Annotated in this window: 16 protein-coding genes and 1 tRNA gene; 7 read left to right on the top strand and 10 right to left on the bottom strand. The window is 67.2% G+C overall.

Going from position 1 to position 23,490, the window contains the following annotated elements; all coding sequences use genetic code 11:
• Nucleotides 1-266 precede the first annotated feature (266 nt).
• From MXF70_RS04325 to MXF70_RS04315, 3 genes are all read right to left on the bottom strand, one after another.
• Nucleotides 267-1,217 carry a D-2-hydroxyacid dehydrogenase gene (locus MXF70_RS04325; protein ID WP_248517777.1) on the bottom strand — a complete coding sequence of 317 codons (951 nt, stop codon included), beginning with the start codon at nucleotides 1,215-1,217 and terminating at the stop codon, nucleotides 267-269.
• Nucleotides 1,218-1,350: 133 nt separating this feature from the next.
• Nucleotides 1,351-2,004 (bottom strand): DUF998 domain-containing protein, encoded by a 654-nt coding sequence (locus MXF70_RS04320; protein WP_248517776.1) that lies wholly within the window; start codon nucleotides 2,002-2,004, stop codon nucleotides 1,351-1,353.
• A gap of 394 nt (nucleotides 2,005-2,398) precedes the next feature.
• Nucleotides 2,399-2,473 (bottom strand) — tRNA-Val (locus tag MXF70_RS04315).
• A 237-nt stretch (nucleotides 2,474-2,710) separates the two neighbouring features.
• Here MXF70_RS04315 and MXF70_RS04310 point away from each other — a divergent pair.
• Nucleotides 2,711-3,988, top strand: coding sequence for a DUF5305 domain-containing protein (locus MXF70_RS04310; RefSeq protein WP_248517775.1), 1,278 nt, complete (start codon nucleotides 2,711-2,713; stop codon nucleotides 3,986-3,988).
• Nucleotides 3,989-4,157: 169 nt separating this feature from the next.
• Here the strand turns inward: MXF70_RS04310 and MXF70_RS04305 are convergent, their stop codons facing one another.
• Both MXF70_RS04305 and MXF70_RS04300 read right to left on the bottom strand, forming a co-directional pair.
• Nucleotides 4,158-5,114, bottom strand: coding sequence for a hypothetical protein (locus tag MXF70_RS04305; RefSeq protein ID WP_248517774.1), 957 nt, complete (start codon nucleotides 5,112-5,114; stop codon nucleotides 4,158-4,160).
• A gap of 201 nt (nucleotides 5,115-5,315) precedes the next feature.
• Nucleotides 5,316-6,731, bottom strand: a complete 1,416-nt coding sequence (locus MXF70_RS04300; protein ID WP_248517772.1) for a signal recognition particle protein Srp54 — start codon at nucleotides 6,729-6,731, stop codon at nucleotides 5,316-5,318.
• 352 nt (nucleotides 6,732-7,083) lie between these two features.
• Here MXF70_RS04300 and MXF70_RS04295 point away from each other — a divergent pair, with 352 nt between their 5' ends.
• From MXF70_RS04295 to MXF70_RS04270, 6 genes are all read left to right on the top strand, one after another.
• Nucleotides 7,084-7,974, top strand: a complete 891-nt coding sequence (locus tag MXF70_RS04295; protein WP_248517770.1) for a magnetosome magnetite crystal formation protein family — start codon at nucleotides 7,084-7,086, stop codon at nucleotides 7,972-7,974.
• Nucleotides 7,975-8,048: 74 nt separating this feature from the next.
• Nucleotides 8,049-9,383, top strand: coding sequence for a Trk system potassium transporter TrkA (gene trkA, locus MXF70_RS04290; RefSeq protein ID WP_248517768.1), 1,335 nt, complete (start codon nucleotides 8,049-8,051; stop codon nucleotides 9,381-9,383).
• Nucleotides 9,384-9,521: 138 nt separating this feature from the next.
• Complete coding sequence (locus MXF70_RS04285; protein ID WP_248517766.1) at nucleotides 9,522-11,093, top strand: TrkH family potassium uptake protein; 1,572 nt, start codon at nucleotides 9,522-9,524, stop codon at nucleotides 11,091-11,093.
• A gap of 209 nt (nucleotides 11,094-11,302) precedes the next feature.
• Nucleotides 11,303-13,549: an amino acid permease gene (locus MXF70_RS04280; RefSeq protein WP_248517764.1), complete on the top strand. Its 2,247-nt coding sequence runs from the start codon at nucleotides 11,303-11,305 to the stop codon at nucleotides 13,547-13,549.
• Nucleotides 13,550-13,651: 102 nt separating this feature from the next.
• Nucleotides 13,652-14,080, top strand: a complete 429-nt coding sequence (locus MXF70_RS04275) for a universal stress protein (RefSeq protein WP_248517762.1) — start codon at nucleotides 13,652-13,654, stop codon at nucleotides 14,078-14,080.
• A 61-nt stretch (nucleotides 14,081-14,141) separates the two neighbouring features.
• Nucleotides 14,142-15,938 carry a formate/nitrite transporter family protein gene (locus MXF70_RS04270; RefSeq protein WP_248517761.1) on the top strand — a complete coding sequence of 599 codons (1,797 nt, stop codon included), beginning with the start codon at nucleotides 14,142-14,144 and terminating at the stop codon, nucleotides 15,936-15,938.
• A gap of 22 nt (nucleotides 15,939-15,960) precedes the next feature.
• On the opposite strand, the gene MXF70_RS04265 is transcribed toward MXF70_RS04270, so the two are convergent.
• The 5 genes from MXF70_RS04265 to MXF70_RS04245 all read right to left on the bottom strand — a co-directional run bounded on the left by MXF70_RS04265 (nucleotide 15,961) and on the right by MXF70_RS04245 (nucleotide 23,409).
• Nucleotides 15,961-16,767: a class I SAM-dependent methyltransferase gene (locus tag MXF70_RS04265; protein ID WP_248517759.1), complete on the bottom strand. Its 807-nt coding sequence runs from the start codon at nucleotides 16,765-16,767 to the stop codon at nucleotides 15,961-15,963.
• Nucleotides 16,768-16,893: 126 nt separating this feature from the next.
• Nucleotides 16,894-17,928 (bottom strand): hypothetical protein, encoded by a 1,035-nt coding sequence (locus tag MXF70_RS04260; protein WP_248517757.1) that lies wholly within the window; start codon nucleotides 17,926-17,928, stop codon nucleotides 16,894-16,896.
• A gap of 171 nt (nucleotides 17,929-18,099) precedes the next feature.
• Nucleotides 18,100-19,647: a tryptophan 7-halogenase gene (locus MXF70_RS04255; RefSeq protein WP_248517755.1), complete on the bottom strand. Its 1,548-nt coding sequence runs from the start codon at nucleotides 19,645-19,647 to the stop codon at nucleotides 18,100-18,102.
• A 143-nt stretch (nucleotides 19,648-19,790) separates the two neighbouring features.
• A complete protein-coding gene (locus MXF70_RS04250; RefSeq protein ID WP_248517753.1) occupies nucleotides 19,791-21,677 on the bottom strand; it encodes a Coenzyme F420 hydrogenase/dehydrogenase, beta subunit C-terminal domain in 1,887 nt (628 codons plus the stop codon).
• Nucleotides 21,670-23,409, bottom strand: coding sequence for a nitrite/sulfite reductase (locus tag MXF70_RS04245; RefSeq protein WP_248517751.1), 1,740 nt, complete (start codon nucleotides 23,407-23,409; stop codon nucleotides 21,670-21,672). The genes MXF70_RS04250 and MXF70_RS04245 overlap by 8 nt, the downstream gene beginning before the upstream one ends.
• Between the last annotated feature and the right edge of the window lie 81 nt (nucleotides 23,410-23,490).

The following is a 23,490-nucleotide window of genomic DNA, read 5'->3' as shown; positions in this document are numbered from 1 at the left end:
GTTCGACGACTGGACGGTCGGGACTGTCCCCTCTGTGGGGCCGCTATCGGCGTCGCGACGAAGGAGGAGCCAAGTGGGTGGAAGGTGTACCGCGTCTGTCTGGCGGAGGAACAATCCTGCCGGACCCGTCGAGTCGGGTCGATTGCTCGGAGCAAAGTCTCGCACTGTGATGAGCTTGAACAGCTGGCCGTCGAACTACTCTGAAAACGCTCCAGCGGACACTCACCGGTTTTCGGGCAGCCGTCATCCCGTGCAATCTTCCGCGTTCAAACGATCCGATTCTCCAGCTCTTCGCCCTCCACGTACGCCCGGTAGTTCTCCGCGAACAGCTCGATCGCCCGGTCGAAGTAGTGGGGCGTCGACCCGGCGATGTGCGGCGTCGTAATCACGTGCTCCATCGACCTGAGCGGCGAGTCCTCCGGCATCGGTTCCGGATCCGAGACGTCGAGACCCGCACCGCGAAGGTCGCCGTCGTCGAGCGCGTCGATCAGCGCCGACTGGTCTACGACCGGCCCGCGAGCAATATTGATCAGAACTGCCCCCTCGTCCAGCCGCGCCAGCTCCTCGCCTCCGATCAGACCCTCCGTCTCGTCGGTGAGCGGGCAGGCGAGCACCAGATAGTCGGCCTGATCGAGGACGGCGTCGAGGCGCTCCGACGGGTAGCACTCGTCGACGGCCTCGGGCGCCGTCGAGGGGTCGCGCTTCGTCCCGACGACGTCCATCCCGAACAGCTGTCCGAGCTCCGCGACGCGGCCGCCGATCGCACCGACGCCCACGATCCCGAGCGTCTCGTCGCCCAGCTCGCCGGCATCGTAGTGATCCCACTCGCCGGCGCGCTGTTGGCGGATGCCCTCGTCGAACCGGCGCTCGAAGTAGAGCATGTATCCGAGGACGTGCTGGCCGATCTGCTCGCGGTGGATGCCGGCGCTGTTGGTGAGCGCCACGCCACGCTCGGCGAGCGCGTCTGTGGGGTAGTCGTCGACGCCGGCGTTCATCGCCTGGACCCACTCGAGGTCCTCGGCGGCCGCTACCTGGTCCTCGGTCAGCGCGAACGTGAGCGCGATCTCGGCGTCGGCGATGGCTTCGAGGGAGTCGGCCTCGTCTTCGGCGACGACGAGTTCGGCGTCGTCGGGGAGTTCGTCCTCGAGTAGCGGCCGAATCTTGGCTTCGCCGTGAGCTGCCTGGTGGAGGAGCAAGACGTCGGGAGCGGCTGGCATAGTTGGTACGTCCGTCGGCACCGGGAAAACGGGTTTGGCTGGCGGCAAGGGCGTGCCGAGGTCGATGGTCTGAGAGGACTGTTCGGCGCCACGGCGGGAGCCTGGCCCATCCGCGGGCATGGCCTCGAGCCAGTCACTGCCGGGAACGACCCCGGACCGGATCGTCCCCGGTGGCACCCATGAGGTAGCCCCCGTAGCCCGAGATCCAGACGAGCAACGGGTATGCAACCCAGCGCTCGATGCCGCCCAGCTCCAGATCACCCAGCGGCCCCGCGGTACCGATCGCGATCGCATAGACCAGCGACGCGAGCGAGAATCCGCCGAGCAGGAGACAGAGATACGCGAACGGCTTCGAGACCGCTCGCGAGGCCAGAACTGCCGCGATGCCACCACTCGTGAACGTGACCAGGGCAGCGATGCCGTGCCAGGGCATCACGTCGCCCGGAAAGACGCCCACGCCGAGCACGCCGGCTCCGAAGACGGCCAGCGGCACCGAGAGTACTCGCCGCGCGCCGGAGCGATAGAGGAAGACCGCCGACAGCAGGACCAGGACGCCAGTCGTGATCATGGTGGCGTTGAATATCGTCGCAGTGGGCTCGTAGCTCACCGGATCCGGCGGGATGGTCGAACCGAGATCGCTGATTTCCTGGGTCGTGGCGTAGTCTGGGTGGAGCGCCTCGGCGGTGATGATGCCGAGCAGTGAGACGCCGCCCGCGAGGAGGAGCAAAACGCCAGCCAGTGCTGTGTCTGGAACGGTGGGGACGAGGGAATCGTCGTGTGAAGACACGAGACAGCCGACGGGACTGATACTGTTGTTTATGAAGGAATTACTGGCGGAGTATCGGGAAGAGAGGGCACGAATTGTAGGAGTCGGTCGAATTCAAGCCAAGGTGCCTCGGCGGGTGATTCTCACCACGCCGAGACGGGGCTGCTCGGTCCTCTGCCTACGCGGGCTGGGACTCGTCGGTTCGAAAATACGCCCCCGAAACCGCCTTACAGAGGCTTCGCGATCGCTCGGCGTTGCGTTCGGTAGAAGAATGGGTTGGAGCGAATTCTCACCACGCCGAGACGGTCCTGCTCGTCGCTCCGCTCCTCGCAGGCTGCGACTCGTCTGGTTCGAACCACCCGCCCATTTCGCCTCACAGACGCCTCGCTACGCTCGGCGTTGCGTTCGGCAGAAGTGGGTTGGGGCGGATTCGAACCGCCGACCCGCTCCGTGTGAAGGAGCTGTCATAACCGGACTAGACCACCAACCCGCACCCGAGCTACCCGGGTGCCAGCCTTAAGGGTTACCTTGTGCCGGACTCCGTACAGCAACCCGAGCATGAATTCCACGACAACCACCCACGCACACAACCGTGCCAATCGCCCGCAAACGGCAGTCTGACGCCCGTCAGACCTGCCAATGGACTTAACACGGCGTACCGATACTGACGGGACATGGTGGGAGTCGTGCGGGGGGCCGGCCAGCCGTCGGCCCCGGAGGGGGTCTCGTGATCGAGAACCCACGGGTCCGCCTCGCGCTGGCCGAGCGCGGGCGACAGATCGCGGTCGCGCTGGCGATTCTGGGTGCGGTGATGTTCGTGCTGGCAATCTGGACGGTGGCGACGCCGGCGACGGAGACCAACCAGGAACGCACCGACGTCGAGACGATCGAGACGGAGGTGACTCACTCCGCGATCGTTACCTCCAGCAGATCGCCGTGGGAGCAGGGCACCGTCCTCGCGGATCATCCGGCGTACCTTCTCAACGCTTCGCCGGTGCTCGACGTGGGGATAGAGACGAACGCGCCGTCGGGGGCGACAGTGTTCCACGACGCACGGCTCCAACTGCAGGTCGTGCGCGACGGCGAGGTCGTCTGGGAGCGCACCGAGTCGCTCGCGGTCGAGGAGGTCAGCGCGACCAACGGCACGGCGACCTCGACGGCCGAGATCGACGTCGAGGAGATCCGGGCCGATCGCCAGGTGCTGCAGTCGGAGTTCGCGGGCGTCGGAACGGTCCAGACCCGAATCGTCGTCGACGCACAGTACGATACCGAGCAGTACGAGGGCTCGCTGAGTGCGACGGGGCCGCTGACGGTGACCAGCCGAGCGTACTGGATCGATGGTACCCCGAGTGATAGCGATACGAAGAGCCAGACGGTCACCGTCGAGCATACCGCGCCGACGGACTGGGGGACGGTCCTCCTGCTGGTCCTGCTCGGACTGACGGCCGTGGGCGGCGCCGCCGCCGCAGCGACCTACCGGGTCGAGGCCGACATCGACTGGCTGCGCCAGGAGCTCCACCGCCAGCGCTACGACGACTGGATCTCCGACGGCGACCTCCCGATGGGCGTCGGCACGGAGTACGTCTCGCTTGACTCGCTGAAGGACGTCGTCGACGTCGCCATCGACACGAACCAGCGCGTCGTCTACGACGACCGCCGGAACGTCTTCGCGGTCATTAGCGGCGAGGTCGTCTACTACTACAGCAAGGACGGCGACTGGAACCGCGTCGCGTGGCCTGGCGGCGAGAGCGGCGGCGACGGCCCCTCCTTCGTCGAGGCGTTCGGGATGGGCGACGACTCGGACGTTCCGGAGGTCGAAGGGCCCCCGGCCGGCGACGCCCAGGGCCCGCCACCCGCCGGCGTCGACGAGGCAGCACCCGGCGACGGCGAGGGGCCACCGGCCGGTTTCGGTCCCGAGAGCGACGAGTCGGTCGAGGGTGCCGAGGACGCCGTCGGCCCGGCCGAGTTCGGATCCGACCGCCAGCCCGACGACGAGGACGAGTAACGACAGACTGAGGACCCAGCGGCGACGAGTGCGGCATCTGATTCTGGAGGCGTGTCTCGAAGCGCGACGGCGACTGGGAAAGCAACTCAGAGAAACGAGTGGTGAAGCGAGCGGGAAGCGCGGGGAATGAATAAACGCACAGCAGCGTGCGCGAATCGTCAGCGGCCGATCACTGCCCGCACTCTGTGACGCCGTCGAGATCGTTCTGGCCTGCCGCACGCTCAGTCTGTGCGTCGCCGAGCCGCCTCTCCTGGGCGGCGATAGCCGACGCTTCGAAGTGGCCGGCCGCGTCGGTCAGCCCGCCGGAGCGACAGAGCGCGGTCTGGACCTCGGTGTCCAGCTCGCCGTCGGTCGCCGTCTCTGCGGTCTCGAAATGGCCAGTCGCCGTCGAAAAGGACGACTGCGCAGCCTGGAACTCTGATTCGGCTGTGGCGAAATCACCGCTCTCGATCGCCGCACGACCGTCTTCCAGGGCGCTGCGCCCGGTCAGCACGGACTGGTAGCCGGTGATCAGCTCGTCGGAGCCGGCCGAGACGTCCTGGACCGTCGCGAGTCCGTCTTCCAGTTCGCCCATCTTCGCGCCGTAGGGATCGAGCGGGTCCGCGTCGAGCTCGTCGGCGGTGGTCTGGGCGTCGCTGATCGTCGTCCCGGCGCTCTCGATGTCGGGCTCGACGTCGTCGAGCGCCTGGGCGGCCGCGTCGAAGTCCTGGGCCTGCAGGGTCGACTCTAGTCCCTGAATCTGGCCGGCCGCATCGACGAGCGTCGCGGTTCCCTGGAGGAGTCCCGCGACGACGTCGAGATAGGAGCGAGCGGCCGCGATCTCGGTCTCGTACTCCTCGGCAGCCTCGGCGTCGGTGACAGCGTCGAGCGCCTGACGACCACTGGCGAGTTGCTCTTCGAGCGCCGCGACGTCGATCTCCACCTGGCTGGTGTCGTCTGCCTGTTCGCGTGCGCTGGCGAGTTCGAAGGCCACGGTGTTGGCCTCGCCGATTGCGGTGCGGATGCCGTCCTCGACGTCGTTCTCGGGCGGCCGTTCGGAGAGGGCCACCTGTTCGTTCCCCAGACAGCCCGCGAACGCCGCCGCAGCGAGCCCGCCCGCGCCGGCGATGAATCCTCGGCGCCGCATATGCCGAGCATGTGAGGGCAGGGCCGTTAACGGTTCCGGGCGGTCGGAGGGGTCGGCCGTGGGGCGGAGGATAGGGAGGAAGAGTACAGAAGTGGCGTAGGGAGGAAAGAGAGGTGGAAAAGCTGCCGGCTACGAGAGGGCAGGGACGAGGGGAACCGCCCGAAAGCGCCAAAAAACGAAGTCGCTACGCCGGGATCGACCTCAGTCGCCGAAGGGGTTGCCGCCACCGCCGCCACCCATACCGCCCATTCCGCCACCGCCCGGCGGACCGCCGCCCTGCTCCATCTGTTTCATCATCCGCTGCATGTCGGCGTCGCCCATCCCCTGGAACTGTTTGATGGTGCGCTCCATCATCTTGTGTTGCTGGAGCAGTTCCCGGACGCGGTCCTCGGTGGTGCCCGAACCCCGGGCGATGCGCTCGGTGCGACTCTGGCCGACGCTCCGGGGGTTCTCGAGCTCGCCGTCGGTCATCGAGTCCATGATAACTTCGAACTCGCGCATGCGCTCCTCGGTGACGCCCATAGCGTCGTCGGGGAGCTGGTCCATCATCCCGCCGCCCATCCCGGGGATCATGTCCATCACCTGATCGAGCGGCCCCATCTTGTTCATCGCCTCCATCTGTTTTTGCATGTCCCGGAGGGTGAACTGCCCCTCGAGCATGTCCTCGGGATCCCAGTCCTCCTCTTCGATGTCGGTCTCCTCCATCGCGCGCTCGACGCGCTCGGCGAGCTGCTTGAGGTCGCCCATCCCGAGCAGCCGCGAGATGAACCCGTCGGGCTCGAACCGCTCGACGTCCTTGACGCCTTCACCGGTCCCGAGGAAGGCGATCGACGAGTCGGTCTGATCGACCGCAGCGAGCGCTCCGCCACCTTTCGCCGTCCCGTCGAGCTTCGTGATGACGACGCCGTCGATGCCGATCGACTCGTCGAACTGCTGGGCCTGGTCCTTCGCGCCCTGGCCGATCGCCGCGTCGAGCACGAGCAGCGAGCGGTCGGGATCGACCGCCGCGTCGATCTCCTCGATCTCGGCGATGAGGTCGTCTTCGAGCGCGTGGCGACCCGCCGTGTCGACGATGTGGACGTCCGCGTCCGAGGTTGCCTCGAGACCGTCCCTCGCGATCTGCACGGGGTCGTCGCCGTCGGGGTCGCCGTAGAAGTCGACCTCCGCGCGCTCGGCCATCTCCTTGCCCTGATCGTAGGCACCGGGCCGGAACGTGTCGGTCTGGATCACGGCGGGCTGGAGCCCCTTCGTCTGGAACCACCACGCCATCTTGGCCGATGAGGTGGTCTTCCCCGATCCCTGCAGCCCGGCCAGCAGAATCGTCTGGTCTTCCAGCGGCAGCTCCGTCGACTCGCCGACGAGTTCGACCAGTTCCTCGTAGACGATGCGCAGCACGTGCTCGCGGGCGGAGGTGCCGGCGGGTGGCTCCTCGTCCAGCGAGCGCTGTTTGATCGAGTCGGATAGCTCCTGGACGAGCTCGACGTCGACGTCGCCCTGGAGCAAGGATCGCTGAATCTCCCGGACGACCTCGTCGACGTCCTCCTCGGAGAGCCGACCCTTCCCCCGGAGGTCGTCGAGGGTCGATCGCAGGGAGCTCCCCAGATCGTCGAGTACCATTGGTTGCTCCTGGGTAGGCAGCCACCCCGGGAAAGCCTTTTCGTCGTGTTCGGAAAGGGCAGCGGGCCACCAGCTCACGAGGCGGGGCGTTCGCGACGTTCAGCGCCGATCACTACGACGACCTCTGCCACATTACGAGAGAGGAGGAGGGGAAAGAGGGGAGAAAGAGGGGAGAGGGGGTGGCAAACCGTCAGCGTCGATACCGCGAACCGGTGCAGTTGCCCGATTTTGGCGTTTGGCGGCCGCCAAAATCCGCTGGGGACTTATGGACCGACCGGTCGAACCGACGATCGTACTGACCGCTATTGCGACCGGTCGTTTGACGCTACCGACCACGACACACCGATAATCAATGACACAGGAACGCGACGCCACGGCCGCACCGACCACGAACCAGGGACCTACACTGCTCGAGGAGCGCCCGCTCCTCGGGATATTCGTCCACCTGCTGGGGCTGGCAACGTCGGTGTTCGCACCCGCCGTCGTCTATCTGGTCTCCGACGACGATTTCACGCGACGCAACGCTCGCAACGCGACGAACTGGCAGCTGCTCGTGCTGGTCGTAACCGTCGGATCGATATTCGGGATGTTCGGCGCCATCGCGCTCGCGAACCAATCGCTGCCGGACGCGGTCTCGGTACCGGACGCCCTTGCAGTTCCGGACGCGCTGGGGCAGGTGGCGGGGTTGGCGCTGGCCGCCGGCGCGGTCGCTGTGATGGGAGCGCTGACGATACTGTTCCTTTTGAACCTCTGTCTCCCGCTGATCGCTACCGGGAAGGCGATCTTCGGTGAGGCGTGGGCGTACCCGGTTGCCCCCGACGCCATCGGCTGGATCGCGACGAGAACGGCGGGCCGCACGATGTGGCCGCTCGTCCTCCTGGGCTACGCGCTCGCCACGCCGCTCACGGCCGCGACCCACGTCCCGCTCGTGCTCGGGTACGAGGGGTTCGTCATCCTCGCTGCCCTGCTCACGCTGGGGCTGATGGGCGGTGCGGCAGTGGCCACTGCCGCGCTCGTCCGAGACGCCCAGGACCTCGCGGAGACGAACGCCTCGTGGCAGCCGAACTGGCTGCCGTTCCTCGGCGTGCCGGTCGTCGCGGGCGTGGCGATCTTTCTGGCGGCAGAGCCACTCTGGGGGTCGGCGAACCCGTCCGGCGACGGCGTCTACGCATTCATGCTCGTTCTCTGGCTCTCGACCGTCGTTTATCTCCTGGTGCGGCACCGGCGAGTCGAGCACCGATAATCGGTGGGCGCTTCGAAACACACTTTTCGCCCGCTCGTGTTCGTCCGACAATTCATGGTTCGCAGGTGGTCCTCGTGCGCGTCGTGATCGTCGGCGCTGGCGAAGTCGGCCGATCGATCGCGTCGAACCTCGAGGGTACCCACGACGTCGTCGTGATCGACACCGACGCCGCCGTGATCGACGATCTGACCTACTCGATGGACGTCCTGCCCCTCCACGGCGACGGGACGGACGTCGAAGTGCTCCGGGAGGCTGGCATCGAGGAGGCGGACATGCTCCTGGCCTGTACCGACGTGGACGAGACGAACATCGTCGCCTGTGGCGCCGCCAAGACCGTCGCGGACGTGTTCACGGTCGCGCGGGTCAAACGCCGCGGGCTGCTCGACACCTGGGAGCACGCCGAGGGCGCCTTCGGCGTCGACTTCATGGTCTGCACTGACCTCCTGACCGCCGAAGCGATCTTTCGGATCTCGGGGCTCCCACGAGCGCTCGACGTCGACCAGTTCGCCGACGGCCTCGTCCGTATGGCGGAGTTCGAACTCGGCCCCGAGAGTCCGATCGGTGGCAAGACCGTGGCGGAGGCAGATCAGTTCGACTCGATGACGTTCGCAGCCGTCTTCCGGGACGAGGACCTGATCGTCCCGCGCGGTGACACGCGGCTCGAACCCGGCGATCGGGTGGTCGTCATCGGGAGCGAGGACTCGATCCGGGAGTTCGCCGACGAGATCACCGCCGGGCAGACCCAGGACGCCGACGACGTCGTCATCCTGGGCGGCAGCGAGCTTGGGTTCCAGATCGCGAAGGTGTTCGAGGATCGGGGGTACAGGCCGCGGCTGATAGAGGTCGACCACGACCGGGCCCGCGAGCTCGCCGAGCGGCTCCCGAACACGACGGTTATGGAGAGCGACGTCACGGACACCGAGTTCCTCGTGCGCGAACACGTCGACAAGTCCGACGTCGTCGTTGCCGCGCTCGGCACCGACGAGCAGAACCTCCTCGCGTCGCTGCTCGCCGAGCGCATCGGCACGCCGCGCACGCTCGCCGTCGTCGAGACCGTCGACTACGCCGACCTGTTCGAGGCAGTCGGGATCGACGCGGCGATCAACCCGCGTGAGGAGGTCGCCGAGGAGATCGTCCGGTTCACGCGCGCCGGCCAGACCGAGAAGGTATCGATCCTCGAACACGACCGCGGCGAGGTTCTCGAGATCGAGATCGGTGAGGAGAGCGTGCTCGCGAACCGGACGATCGTCGAGGCGGCCGCGGAGCTCCCCGACTGCGTCGTCATCGGCGCGATCTCTCGGGAGGGCGAGCTGGTGGTGCCTCGCGGTGCCACGACGATCGTTCCCGGCGATCACGTCGTCGTCTTCGCCGACTCGTCGGTCGTCGACGAGGTCAGCGACCAGATCTAAACGTTCCTCGCCACGGTCGCGGTGCCCAATGCAGCGGGCGTGGCGGACAGACGGTACCGATGCCTACATGACACCGCGCCAGCAGTCGTTTCGTATGTCCGTGGTCGTTGCTGCCGCCGCCAGCGAGGTTGGTAGCTGATGGTCTGGCGCGTCGACCTCCGTGCGACCGGAAGCATGCTGGGCACCGTCGTCACCTACTTCTCGCTGACGATGCTGGTGCCACTCGTCGTCGCGATCGTCTACGGCGAGGACGTCTGGGTGTTCGCCGTCTCGATCGTCATTGCGGCCGGAATCGGGCTGGCGCTCGATCGACTCGATCCCGATCCCGATCTCGGCCCGAAGGAGGCGCTACTGCTGGTCTCGCTCGCCTGGCTGGCCGCTGCGGTGATCGGTGCGATCCCCTACCTGCTCGCCGGCTACGGGACGGAGTCGACGGTCGGGCTCAGCCTCGCCTCGCCCGACGCGTTCCTCGAGTCGATCGTCAACGCACTCTTCGAATCCACCAGTGGCGTCACGACCACTGGTGCGACGGTGCTCGGCGAGATCAGCACCGATCGCCACTCCCACGCGATCATGATGTGGCGCCAGCTCACGCAGTGGCTGGGCGGGATGGGGATCATCGTGTTGATGATCGCGATCCTGCCGGAGATCGCAGTCAACGGGGCGCAGCTGATGCGCTCGGAGGCGCCGGGGCCGGAGCTCCAGAAGCTGACGCCGAAGATCGCCGAGACCGCACGGGCGCTCTGGCTGATCTACTTCGGGTTCACCGTCCTCTGTGCGGCGTCGCTCTACGGGCTCCACCTCGCGGGCTACGCGCCCGAGATGAACCTCTACAACGCGATCGCTCACGGGTTCTCGACGCTACCGACCGGCGGCTTCTCACCACAGGCCCAGAGTATCGCCTACTTCTCCGCGGCCGTCCAGTGGGTCATCATTCCGTTCATGGTCATCGCCGGCGTCAACTTCGCGCTGTTCTGGCACGTGCTGCGCGGCGAGGCCGAAGCGATGGCCCAGAACCGGGAGTTTCGAACGTACGCAGGTGCGATCGCGGTGTTGATCGCGGTGCTCTTCGCTATCCTCTACCGCGGCGCGACGATGGACCCCGCGATCGGCGGGGCGACCCAGGGCATGACCGAGCGCTCGCTTCGCCAGGCCGCCTTCCAGATCGGGTCGCTGATGAACTCGACGGGCTACGCCAACGCGAACTTCGCCCAGTGGGACGCGAACGCCCAGGCAATCCTCCTGTTCGCGATGTTCGTCGGCGGCTCGGCGGGCTCGACCGGAGGTGGGATCAAGGTGATTCGCTGGCTGGTCGTGATGAAGGCGATTAGGCGGGAGCTCCACACCACCGCCCATCCAAACCGAGTGCAGCCAGTGCGTCTCGGCGGCCGGGTCGTCGACGAGGACGCTATCCGCGGGATCGTGGTGTTCACGCTGCTCTACATCGTCCTCTTCGCGGTCGCCGGGGTGTTCATCATGCTCGATCCCAACCACGGCTTCCCGCAGGAGCTAACGGTGCTCGAAGGGTTCAGCGCGTCGCTGGCGACGCTCGGGAACATCGGGCCGGGCTTCGGTCAGCTCGGGCCCTTCGGGAGCTATCTCCACTTCTCGAAGGCCTCGAAACTGCTGATGGTCTTCCTCATGTGGATCGGCCGGCTCGAAATCGTGCCGGTGCTGGCGCTGTTCGTCGCCGGGCTCGAGGGCGACTAGGCACGCGCCACGAGTACGCGAGGGGCACAAACTGCCCGATCTGACGACCGATTCCCGACAGAACGGCCGCACTCCGAAGGTCTTTGTGGGAGGAAGGGCCCCACTACGAACGTGCTCGAACGAGTCCCCAGCCACTGGTCACGCCTGCGAACCGGGACGCCACAGCGTCGGGACTCTCACGCAACGCTCGCTCCAGGTGGTGACGCCGGATGAGCGCGGACGAGGAGCTCGCGAAAGACCTCGGCCCGCTCGCCGCGCTCACGATCGGCATCGGGACGATGATCGGCGCGGGGATCTTCGTCCTGCCCGGGCCAGCGGTCGCCGACGCCGGCTCGCTGGTCGGTGCCGCCTTCGTCATCGGCGGTGCAGTCGCTCTCCTCACGGCCTTTTCCGTCGCCGAACTCGGCACCGCGATGCCCAAATCCGGCGGCATGTACTACTACGTCAACCACGCGCTCGGGCCACTGTTCGGCTCGATTGCGGGCTGGGGGAACTGGCTCGGCCTCGCCTTCGCCTCCGCCTTCTACATGATCGGCTTCGGCGCGTACGTCTCTGCCTTCCTCGCTCTCCCGGCCGTCGACCTCGGCCTCGTTTCCTTCTCGTCCGCACAGCTCTGGGGGCTCATCGGCGGCTCCTTCTTCGTGGGCGTCAACTACGTCGGCGCCAAGGAGACCGGACGGCTCCAGAACGTCATCGTGATTATCCTGCTCGTGATCCTCACCGCGTTCACGCTCGCGGGCATCGTCAACGCCGAGCCGAGTTCGCTGACGCCCATCGAGGACGCGTGGGTCGGCGAACTCCTGCCGGTGACCGCGATCGTCTTCGTCTCCTACCTCGGCTTCGGCCAGATCGCCTCCGTCGGCGAGGAGATCAAGAACCCCGGACGAAACCTCCCGCTCGCGATCCTCGGCAGCGTGCTGGTCGTCACGATCATGTACGCCCTGCTGATGGCCGTCATGCTCGCGGCGGTCCCCGTCGAGCTCGTCGCCGACAACAAGACCGCGGCCGTCGACGCTGCGAAGAACATGATGGAGCCGTTCGGGCTCGCCGCGGTCGGCGGTGCAGTCGTCCTGTTCGGCGCGTTGCTCGCGACGGCCTCCTCCGCGAACGCGTCGATTCTCGCGTCCTCGCGCATCAACTTCGCGATGGGCCGGGACCGCATCGTCTCGACGCAGCTCAACGAGATCCACGACCGGTTCGCGACGCCCTACCGGTCGATCGCACTCACGGGCGCGCTCATCCTGGTGTTCATCGCGATCGGTGGCGTCGAGCCGCTCGCGACCGCGGGCTCCGTGCTCCACCTCATCATCTTCGCGCTGATCAACGTCTCCGTGATCGTGATGCGCACGGCGGACCCGCCCGAGTACGAACCGTCCTTTCACGTCCCGTTCTACCCGATCATACCGCTGATGGGGATCGTCTGCTCGCTCGCCCTGATCGGGTTCATGGCACCGACGATCATCGCGCTCTCCGTCGGGTTCGTCGTTTTCGCGGGGCTCTGGTATCTGCTCTACGCCCGCAGCCACGCCACCAAGCAGGGCGTGCTCGGTCAGTTCATCCAGGAGCGATCGGATGCCTTCCCCGACGCCGCAGTCGACGCCGCCGACTCCGTCCAGCCCGAAGGCGACGAGTTCCGCGTGTTCGTTCCCGTCTCCAACCCCCGGACGGAGACGGATCTGATCTCGATCGCGAGCGCGATGGCACGCTCTCGCGGCGGCACCGTCGACGCCGCACACGTCGTTCAGGTGCCCGACCAGACGACGCTCCAGGCCGGTGCCGACCACGTGGCGGATCTCTCCGCCGAGTCCGATCGCCTGCTCCAGCAAGCACGAGAGGACGCCGAGACGTTCGACGTCGATCTCGAGACCCATACCATCCTCTCCCACCGCGCCTTCGAGGAAGTGTTCGACGCAGCGCGGCGGCACGAGGCCGACCTCGTCGTGATGGGCTGGAGTCCCGACCACCCCGGCCGGGCGGAGTCCCGCATGGAGGAGCTGACCCACGATCTGCCGTGTGACTTCCTGATCCTCCGGGACCGCGGCTGGGACCCCTCGCGAGTCCTGCTGCCGACGGCCGGTGGTCCGGACTCCGACCTCAGCGCCGACCTCGCACGCGTCCTCCAGACGGAGTACGACAGCGAGATCACGCTGCTACACGCGCTGAACGACGGCGAGACCGAGGCGGAGGGCCAGGCCTTCATCGACGACTGGGCCACCGAGCACGAGCTCGGGGGCGTCACCACCATGGTCGCCGGCGAGCCACCACGCGACGCGATCGTCGGCGCCGCGGCCGACCACACGCTCCTCTTGCTCGGTGCGACCGAGCGCGGACTGCTCTCGCGGCTGGTCACCGACTCGATCCACGTCGACGTCGTCGACGACGTCGACTGTTCGGTGCTGCTGGCCGAGCGCGCCCACTCGCGCACGCTGCGCGAGCGCCTCTTCGGAAGAGACTGACGCCGGAGTGCGTGGCAGTCCGGTGCTGGCAGTCCGTCGTGACGTGGCTGCGAAGCCGATCCCTCCCGAACGCCCTTATCCAACGCCTGCCAAGATCGATCCATGCTCTCGATCAGTGCCGACACCGTCGTCGTGCCACTCGCCAGCGAAGACGACGCCGCGACGACCGCGAACGCGCTCTCGGCCGCGATCGACGCCGAGGGGCGTGTCGTCCTGCTCCACGTCATCGAGAAGGCCGGTGGTGCCCCGGACAAGGCCAGCGTCGAGCAGCGGGAGGATCGCGCGGCCGAGATTTTCGCCGTCGCACGCGATCACCTTTCCGGCGACCGAACGATCGAGACCGAGGTCCGCTACGGCACCGACGTCGCCGATACGATCGCCAGCGCCGCTGAGGCGCTCGACGCCGACCTGATCGCCTTCTCGCCGCGGGAGGCCGGCCGACTCACCCGACTGCTCACCGGTGACACGTCGCTGAGCCTGCTGACGGGTTCGCCGGTACCGATGGTCGTGTTGCCGGAGGCGGGCGAGTAGCGTCTCACGCCGACGACCGCGAACCCAAATGCTTTGGACGGGCCGCGTCGATTACATCGACGTGTCAGAAGACGACGGGGACGACGTCGCGGCGACCGCCCACGAGGAGTCACTCGCCCCGTCGACCGGATCGGTCGTTCGCGACCGATTTTCCTCCGACGAGGTGTTCCAGCGCATCGTCGCGGACGCGGACCACGAGGTAACGTCGAGCGCTCGCGAGCTGTTCGCGGCTGGCGTCGCTGGCGGGCTCGCGATCTCGGTGACCTTTCTGCTGTACGTCTCGCTGTCCGCACAGACGGACAGCCCCTTCCTCGCCGTGTTGCTCTACCCGCTGGGGTTCCTCTACATCATCATCGGGGGGTATCAGCTCTACACCGAGAACACGCTCCCACCGGTCGCGCTCGTCCTCGAACGGCTGGCGAGCATCCCCGCGCTGTTACGTCACTGGACGATCGTCTTCTCGGGGAACTTCGTCGGCGGCGCATTCGGGGCATTGGTGCTGGCCTACACCGGCGTCTTCGAGCCGGCTGCGGCCGCAGAGGCGATCTACATCTCAGAGAAAGGCATCGAGACGGGCTGGTGGGACCTCTTCGTCAAGGGTGCCTTCGCCGGGCTAATCGTCGCCGGCGTCGTCTGGATGGACTTCGCCGCGCGCGACACCATCTCCCGGGTCGTGCTCGTCTACATCGCCTTCCTCGCGATCCCGCTAGGCAACCTCTTTCACTCCGTCGTCTCTGTGACGGAGACGATCTTCCTGGTCGCGGAGGGAGAGCTGGCCCTCCTCCCCGGCCTCGGTGGGTTCGTGCTCCCAGTGTTGCTGGGCAACACCGTCGGCGGCGTCGTGCTGGTGACGATCGTCAACTACTACCAGACCAGCGATCGGCGCCTGGAGATCGACCGATTCGAGGGCGTCCGCCGGCTCTCCACCACGGAAATGGTGCTCGGACGCGTCGCCGGGCGCTCCTACGTCCCGCTGTTCGATTCCGTCGACGGCGTTAATTTAGAGGTCGAGGACGGCGCCTACCACGTGCTCGTGCCGGTCTCGAACCCCCGTCTGGAGCGGGAGCTCGTCGAGTTCGCCTGCACACTCGCGAGCGCACACGAGGACGCCGTCGTCCAGACCGTCCACGTCGTCCAGACGCCGGACCGGATGGATCTCGATCGGGACAGCGGCCAGCACCGCCGGATCGTCCGCGAGTCCGACCGGCTGATGGCCGACGTCCGGGAGACAGTCGACGCTCACGACGTCGGCTACCACCACTCGACGATCGTCAGCAACCGATCGTTCGAGGACGTGTTCGACGCCGCCAGCCAGGCCGACCCCGACCTCGTCGTGATGGGCTGGGGCGAGGGACAGCACTGGGACGCCGCCCGCGCGGAGAGCCCCTTCGACCAGCTGGTCGGCCAGCTCCCCTGTGACTTCCTCGTCGTCGATCCACGGGAGCTGGACCCCTCGAAAGTACTCCTGCCGACGAAAGGGGGTCCGGACTCGACGCTCTCGGCCTCGGTCGCCCGCGACCTCCGGACCGCTGTCGGCGCGGAGGTCACGCTACTACAGGTCGCTGAAAACGAGACCGGCGTCGCCGACGCGGAGGCAGACCTCCGGGACTGGGCGGGCGAGAACGACCTCGAAGACGCCGAGGTCCGCGTCGAGCACGGCAACGTCGAGGACGCAATCGTCCGGAGTGCGGCCGATCAGACGCTCGTGATCCTGGGGGCGACCGAACGCGGCCTCCTCTCGCGGCTCCTCCACGGAACCCTCCATCGCGACGTCGCGGATCGGCTGGAGTGTTCGGTCGCGATGGCCGAACGACCCACCGACAGCTCGCTGGTCCGGCGGGTGTTCGGACGCTCCTAACGAGAGGTTCGGCGGCGCTGCGTTAGGAGTGACTCACGCGACCCGAGAGCACGGAAACGCGAGCGTGCTGCTCGAAGGGCTCGTCGCCGAGCGTCCGCAATCGGCGGTCGATTGCGTTCGTGGCCGAATCCAGATCGTCGCCGAACCGATCCGACGACGCGAACGACAGCGAGAGCACGTACTCCACGATCTGCTCGATCGGCCACTCCCGCTCGACCGTGAACGCCACCGTTTCGACGTCCTGAAACCCGCACTCGGTCAGTAGCTCGTCCCAGGGATCGTCGTACTCGACGGCGTCGGGGTCGTACCGCTCCGGGAGCGTCGCGACGTACTCGGCGACGACGTCGTACACTGCCGCCATCCAGGGCTCGTCGCCGGCAGTGAGCCACTCCACGTCGTCGACGATCGCGACGCCCCCAGCCGAACGTGTGTGCTCGCGCAGGCATTCCAGCGTCGCGCGTTCGTCCATCCAGTGGAGGGACCGACCCATCGTCGTCAGATCGAGCGGTGTGAGGTCGTCGATCATCCCACCGCGGAGGTCGGCGTCGCTGCCGAGGACGATTTCGACGTTCGACCGGCCGGCGCGAGAAGCTCGCTCGCGCGTCGCGCGACACATCGCCTCGTTTGGGTCCATCGCGACGACAGAGCCCGCCCGCGCCGCGAGCGGCACGGCGAGCTGCCCGGCGCCACAGCCCAGGTCGAGGAGCCTGGTGTGGGCGTCGAGATCGAAGCGATCCGCGACGTGGCCGATCGCTTCATGGCCGTAGCCCGGTCGCGAGTGAGCGTAGGCGGCCGCCGTACCCGCGAAGGGATCGCCGCTCTCGGTCATTCTCGTCGATGCCGGCAGACTGACCGGGCGGTGAAATGCATTTCGCACGCGAAATCAACCGGAGTGGCCGATGGCGCGTCGGTTCGCGTGGCCCGCCGTGGTCGCGGCAACATCGATTCGGCCGAGTTACCGTTCGGTCGAGACCGCCCGATCGGCCGTCCGTTCGTCGGCGACATCGGGGCCCTCCGTCGGCGGAAACGCCCGCTGACCCACGGTGAGCCGGCTGAGTTCGCGGTCGATGCTCGCGTCGTCGTCGATCCGGAAGCGGACCGTCCGACCGCCGTGCAGGTAGAGAACGACCGACCGCTCGCGGTGGATCCGCCGATCGTCGGCGCGAGGCAGGTGGTCGAATCCCACCGCCGCGCTCGCGACCCCGAGCACCACCGCGAGCGTCAGCCCGAGCGGGATCCAGGCCGTCAACGCGAGGAGGGCGCCGACGCCGATCAGCGCGATCGAGACGGCGAGCCACCCGACGAGTGGCCACGCCTCGACGAACTGCGCCGCCGGCCGCTCGTACCGGCGATGCACGTCGACGGCGCCGATCGGATCCGCATCGCCCAGCGCGTCGTCGATCACAGTGTCCGCGATCAACTCGTCGATGGACGCGAGGGACGCGTCGATCCGGTCGACGCAGGCCGTGACGTGGTCGGCGCCGAGGCCGGCGGTCCGGGTCGAGGAGTCCGTCGATCGGTCCGCCAGCCGCGTGCGGGCCAGCAGGCCGTCCTCGCGTTCCTGGTCGTCGTCTGATCCCAGCGGTCCCCAATCGACGTCCAGCAGTCCAGCCGTCCGAGCGGTCAGTCCGGCCGTCGCGAGGGTTCCGGTGGTAGCCATGAGCGCGAACAGCGCGATGGGGCCGCTCCCGGCGCCCACGAGAAGCGCACCGGCGGCGAGCAGCGCGAGCGCGAGACCGGCGACCAGCGTCGCCTGCGCGCCGAGTTCCCAGTTCCCGCGGCGCGTCGTCGGCCGGCTCCGGATCGAGAGCACCTGCCCACGCGGAACGTCGACGAAGCCGCCGTCCGTCGGGACGAAGAGGATCCGCCGGTCGGTCACGCAGATCGACGCCGGCGTCCACGTTGGCTCCTGGAACAGCGTGGCCGACCCGACGAGCTCCGACGACTCCCCACCAGCCAGGTAGTCGTCGAACGGTGTCGAACTGGTCATCGGGTGCCCGTTCCGTCCGTCCGGTCTTTGTAAGGTGTCGCTTATCGCGATGCCGGACCGGCCGGTGGAGTCGTCAAAAGAGCGCGCCCGCTGGCGATTAGCAGGCGTAGCGGGGCGAACTGTGGCCCAATGGGACGACTGGACCGAACTGTTCGTGAACGGGAGTCCGTGTTAGCCGTTCAGCACGTCTTCGTAGAGCTCGCTGACGGTGAGATGCTGCTGCTGGACCTGGGTGCGGATCCGGCGGTAGAACTGCTCGAGTTCGCGCACGAGGTCGTTGCTCACGCGGAAGTCGTTCGTGTCGTAGAACACCGAGCTGGCGCCCAACGGCCGCATCATCGCGTAGAAGTCCGGCACGGTGAAGATCGACAGCTCCTGCAGACCGTCCTCGTTGGCGCGCTCGACCTGCCAGTCGTAGCCGTAGCGGTCGAACTCCTCGGCGATGCGATCGAGCCGATCGCTGTACTCCCGCGTCGCCATCTCGCGCCAGAGCTCGGTGTCGTCGTAGGAGTACTTGTAGTGGACCGCGATGAAGTCGTAGATCGACTCCCAGGTCCGCTCGACGGCGCGGTTGTACGCCACGCGGACGTCGTCGTCCGCGATCCGGCCGTGTGCGGAGAGGAGGTTCGCGAACTGCATCGCGTTCGAGGCGTTCGCGGTGAGCGCCGTCGACTGCAGGGGCTCGACGAACCCCTCGGCGTTCCCGATCGCGAGACAGTTGTCGACCCACGCCCGCTCGTAGTAGCCGGCGGTGAACTCGTATTTGTCTACGGTCTCGAGGCCGCCGACGGGATCGGGGTCGGCGTCGGCGGTCGACACCTCCGCGACGTAGTCGCGGAACTCCTCGAGAGCAGCCTCGTCGTCCACGTACTCGGAGGCGAACACGTAGCCCAGGTCACGGTTGTCGTAGGTGTCGATGTGCCAGAACCAGCCGTAGTCGCCGGACTCGACGACGGTCGCGGGGATCACGTCGTCGAGCGAGCGGTCGATGCGGACGTTGAACGCGGAGTCGAGCGGGAAGTCGAACTCCCGGAAGGTAGCCTCGGCCTGCTCGCTGCGGAGCACGCGGTTGAACCCCGTTGCGTCGACGAACAGGTCGGCGTCGTAGGAACTGCCGGCGCTGTGGACGGCGTCGACGTGCGAGCCCGTCGTCTCGACGTCGGTGATCTCGTCGTCGACGAGTTCGACGCCGCGCTGGCGGCAGAGTTTGCGGAGATAGCCGTTGAACCGACGGGTGTTGAGGTGGTAGGCGGTCTTGGGGTACTTGTCCAGATCGCCGTTCTGATCGCGGTACCACGGCGATTTCCCCTGACTGACGATCTGCTCACACCGCGTCTGGTGGTCCTGGCTGTCGTAGAGCGCGTCGTAGTAGTAGACGAGATGCTCGGAGGAGTTCCGGGTGTCGGGCTGTTTGAACGTGTCCGAGACGTCGAAGGGGTAGTGGAACGGGTCGGTGCCACACCAGTCCCGGAAGAAGACGGTCGCCTTCCAGATCGGTTTGACCTCGTCGATGAACTCGGGCTCCTCGATCTCCAACTGTCCGTGGAGGATGTTCTGGATGTCGAGGTAGGTGCTCTTGCCGACCTGGGGCACCTGGGTCCCGAAGTCGTCGACGACCCTGACGTCGACGGCCGGGAGCTTCTTTCGGATCCCGAGCGCCGTCAACAGGCCGACGTCGCCGCCCCCGACGACGAGTACGTCATCGATTGTCCCGCTCATGGCTTTCCCAGCGTTCGGAGCCGTCGCGGCAAGAATGCATCGTTACCCCCGTGTGGCCGACGGCTGGGGCAAAACGCGACCGCTTCCCGGGTCAGCGACCCCGACCCGGGTGGCGACGAAACAGTGCCCGCTGTCCGTGGCGCTCAGTGACCCGCTTCGTGCGGGTTCATCTCGGTGCCGTAGTTCTCGGCGTGGTCGGTGTAGTCGATGAAGCGAGGTGCGTCGGGATCGAACTCCCGCTCCAGCGACTCGAAGGCCTTCTTCTTGTCCCAGCTCTGGAGCCCGCCGATCGCCGAGCGATCCTCGAGATCGTGGAAGTCCAGATCGTCTTTGGTGGCGTTCCAGGCCGTCATCCCCTGCTCGGTGCGGACGATGACAGAGGAGTACTCGTCACTCGATCCGACCGAGCCGACGGTGAGGTCGGCGGTGTAGCCGGTGAAGTCCGCACATTCATCACAGCCTTTGAGCGCGGCGTCGTGGAACTCCTCGATCTCCTCCTGGAGCACCATCTCGCCGTCGGTGTCCCAGACCATCAGGTCGCCGTGGAGGACGTCGAGTTTGCCGATGGACTCGATCGGGATCCCGCGTTGGGCCTCGACCATCTCGCCGAGCAGCGTCTCGTAGTTGAAGTTCTTCGTGCACATCAGCGCGATCGTGTAGTCGATCGCCCGGACGCCGGTCTCGTGGGCGGCGTAGTCCCAGTCGAAGTCCTGGAGCGCGCGGATGCCCTCGATCTCGCAGGGCGTGCCGACGAGCGCGAGCGACAGTTCCTCGGGATCGGTGGTGGGCAGCTTGTGCGCCCACTGCTCGACGTCGACGTTGCCCAGCGCCATCGTCTGGTTGTAGAAGCTGCCCGCGTTCGCGATCAGCTCCTCGGGGGTCGTCGCGAGGTCGGCCTCGGCCTTCCAGGGTTCTTCTTCGGACTCGGTCGCGACGAGCGCACCGTCGATCTCGCCGGCCTCAAGCAGGTGGATCAGAACGCTCGTGACGACGCCGCCGTCCTGTGCGTTCTCCCGCCAGTCGTCCTCGACGGTGGCGGAGTACTCCGTGATCGGGTCGCCGGCGCCGGAGACGTTGTCGTCGCCGCCGGTGAGCTTCCACTGACGTTCATAGCGCAGCCCGCCGCGGGGACAGAAATCCCAGCACAGCGAGCAGCCGGTGCACATCTTGACGAGCTCCGGCAGGTCGTCGTCGCCGATCCCGATGGAGTCGGAGGGACAGGCGGCGACGCAGGTCCCACACTGGATACAGCGGTCGTCGTCGATGACGGCCTCGTCGAGCTCCATGAACCACGTCTTCTCGTCGGGCGTCTCGATGTCGTTCATCCGGTCCCGGATCTCGTAGCCGGGCGTGTCGAGGTCGACGCCGTCGGGAAGGCCGACGCGCTCGTCCGGCGGGTCCTCGTGCTCGATGTCCTGGCTCTTGCCCTCGGCCGGCTCGGTCATCTCGCCGAGTTCGAGCTGGCCGTCCGCGGTGACGTTCGAAGGCGCGGTCCCGCCGTCAGAGACGAGCTCTGACGAGCCCTCGCTCGCTTCGCTCGCGAGGACCCCGTCCGTCGCGACGGCGGCCGCGTCAGCGGTCTCCGCGTCGCCGTCCGAGCAGCCACAGCTCGTTCCGCAGCCGCAGTCGTCGGCGTCCGCCTCCCCGTGATCGTGCTCGTGGCCGCTGCCGTGTCCGTGATCGTGGCCGTCGTGGTCTGGTGCGGCGGGCACGGGGCCGTCGGGATCTGCGGGGCCGATTTGATCCGCGGGGATCGTACCGTGCTCGCTCGCGGGGCGGTGAGTGCGGACGCCCTCCGCGCGTGGCACGGAGTGTGCGCCGTCGTCCCCAACGTCGGGGACAGCGGGCTGGCGAGGCTGGTCGTCCGCGTCGGCGTTCGCCGTGGTCTCGGTGAGTTCCGGTGCGGCGTCTGCGGGTGCGTCGGAGCGTTCCTGGTCGGTCTCGGTAGCTCGCGGCTCGCCGTGCTCGCCGCCCGCTCTTTCCGAGGCGCCCGTCGTCGGCGTTGCCTTCTCGAACTCCTCGTTAGTCATCGCCGGCCACCCCCTTGGCCACCGGTGCATCCGCACCCTTCATGACCTGGCGGAGTCGCTCGTTGTCCGTCCGGCGGCACCACTCGTAGAACCGCTCGCCATCCTCGTGCTCGCGGGCGAAGGCGTCGAACAGCTCCTCCAGCGCCGGGATGACGGCGTCGGCGGGCACGGCGGTCTCGACCCAGTCGAGGAACTCGTTGTCGGAGCCGAGCGCGCCGCCCAGCCCGAAGTCCATCCCCTCGACCATGTCGCTGTTCTCGGTCTCGGCTTCGGGGGACTGCGGCGCGTCCGAGTCGGCCTCACCGGTCATCTTGACCGTCTCGCCGCGGAAGCCGATGTCCGCGATCTGGGGCTGGGCACAGGAGGCCGAGCAGCCCGACATGTGCATCCGGACGACCTCGAGGTCGTCGGGGGTGTCGATGCGCTCTTCGAGCTCGCGAGCCCAGCGCTTCACGCGATTTTTCGTCTCGATGATGCCGTAGTTGCAGAACTCCGAGCCGGTACAGCCCACTGCGCCGCGCTCGAAGGGGCCGGGATCGGGCTTGTACTCCTGGGCGAAATCCTCGGCCAGCAGGTCGTCGAGGTTCTCGTCGGGAATGTGCGTGATGAGGAAGTTCTGGTCGGTGGCGAGGCGGATCGAGGCGTCCTCGGTGCCGTACTTTTCGGCTGCCCTCGCGGCTTCGGCGAACTCGTCGCCGCCCATCCGGCCGGTAATGACGTTGAAGCCGACGTAGTTGAGCCCGTCCTGCTTCTGCTCGTGGACGCCGACGTGGTCGCCCGTGTACCCCTCGGTGAGATCCGTACCGCGCTCGCGAAGCTCGACGTCACAGCGGTCGCGGATTGCCTGCTCGAAGGTGTCCGGGCCGACCTGTTCGACGAGGTAGCGCATCCGGCAGACGCCGCGGTTGTTGCGGTCGCCGATCTCCTTGAACGTCTGGGCGACGGCGCGGCAGAACTCGACGGTGTCTTCCGGGCGGACGAACACCTCGATCGGGGAGGCCATCCGCGGGCCGTCGGAGAGCCCGCCGCCGATCTTCGCGTGGAAGCCGTAGACCTCCTGCTCGCCGTCGGCTGTCTCGATCCGCTTGCGGGCGGGCGTCAGGCCGACGTCGTTGATCTGGGACTGCGCGCAGTCCTGGCTGCAGCCCGTGATCGTCATCTTGTACTTCCGGGGGAGGTTCGCGTACTCGCGGTTCTCCGTGAAGTAGTCGGAGACGGCCTCGATGACGGGCTGGGCGTCGAAACACTCGTGCTCGTCGAGGCCAGCGGCCGGGCAGCCCAGCACGTTGCGGGCCGAGTCGCCACAGCCCTGGATCGTGGTGAGGCCGACCTCGTCGTACTTCGCCCAGATCTCGGGGACGTCCTCGACCTCGATCCAGTGCGCCTGGACGTCCTGTCGGGTCGTGATGTCGAGGTAGGCGTCGCCCCACAGCTCGTTCTGGGTCTCGCCGCCGTACTCCTCGGGCGCGGTGGCGTACTCCTCTGAGACCTCGCCGATGACCTCGGCCTGCTCGGGCGTGAGTTTGCCGCCGGGGACCTTCGTCCGCATCATGAAGTAGCCGTCCTGAACGCCGTGGCTATACATGCCAGCCCACTTGAGACGCTCCCACTCGCCGCCGCCGGCGCGCTCCTCGATTTCCTCGAAAGAGAGGCCCTCCTCTGCGTACTCTTTGACGTCCTCGATCACGTCGAGTGGATGTTTGTTCTGCTTGTACTGCTCGACCGAGTTCATGCGAGCCACCTCCGCGTGGCGAGCATGAGCACGTCGGAGTGGGCTCCGACGGAGTTCATCGGAACCACCTCGTGTGGTGAC

The organism is Salinarchaeum laminariae (assembly GCF_023204835.1).
Taxonomy (GTDB): Archaea; Halobacteriota; Halobacteria; order Halobacteriales; family Salinarchaeaceae; genus Salinarchaeum; species Salinarchaeum laminariae.
Note: the sequence above shows the minus strand (reverse complement) of the source record. Positions and strands in the feature narration are given on the sequence as shown.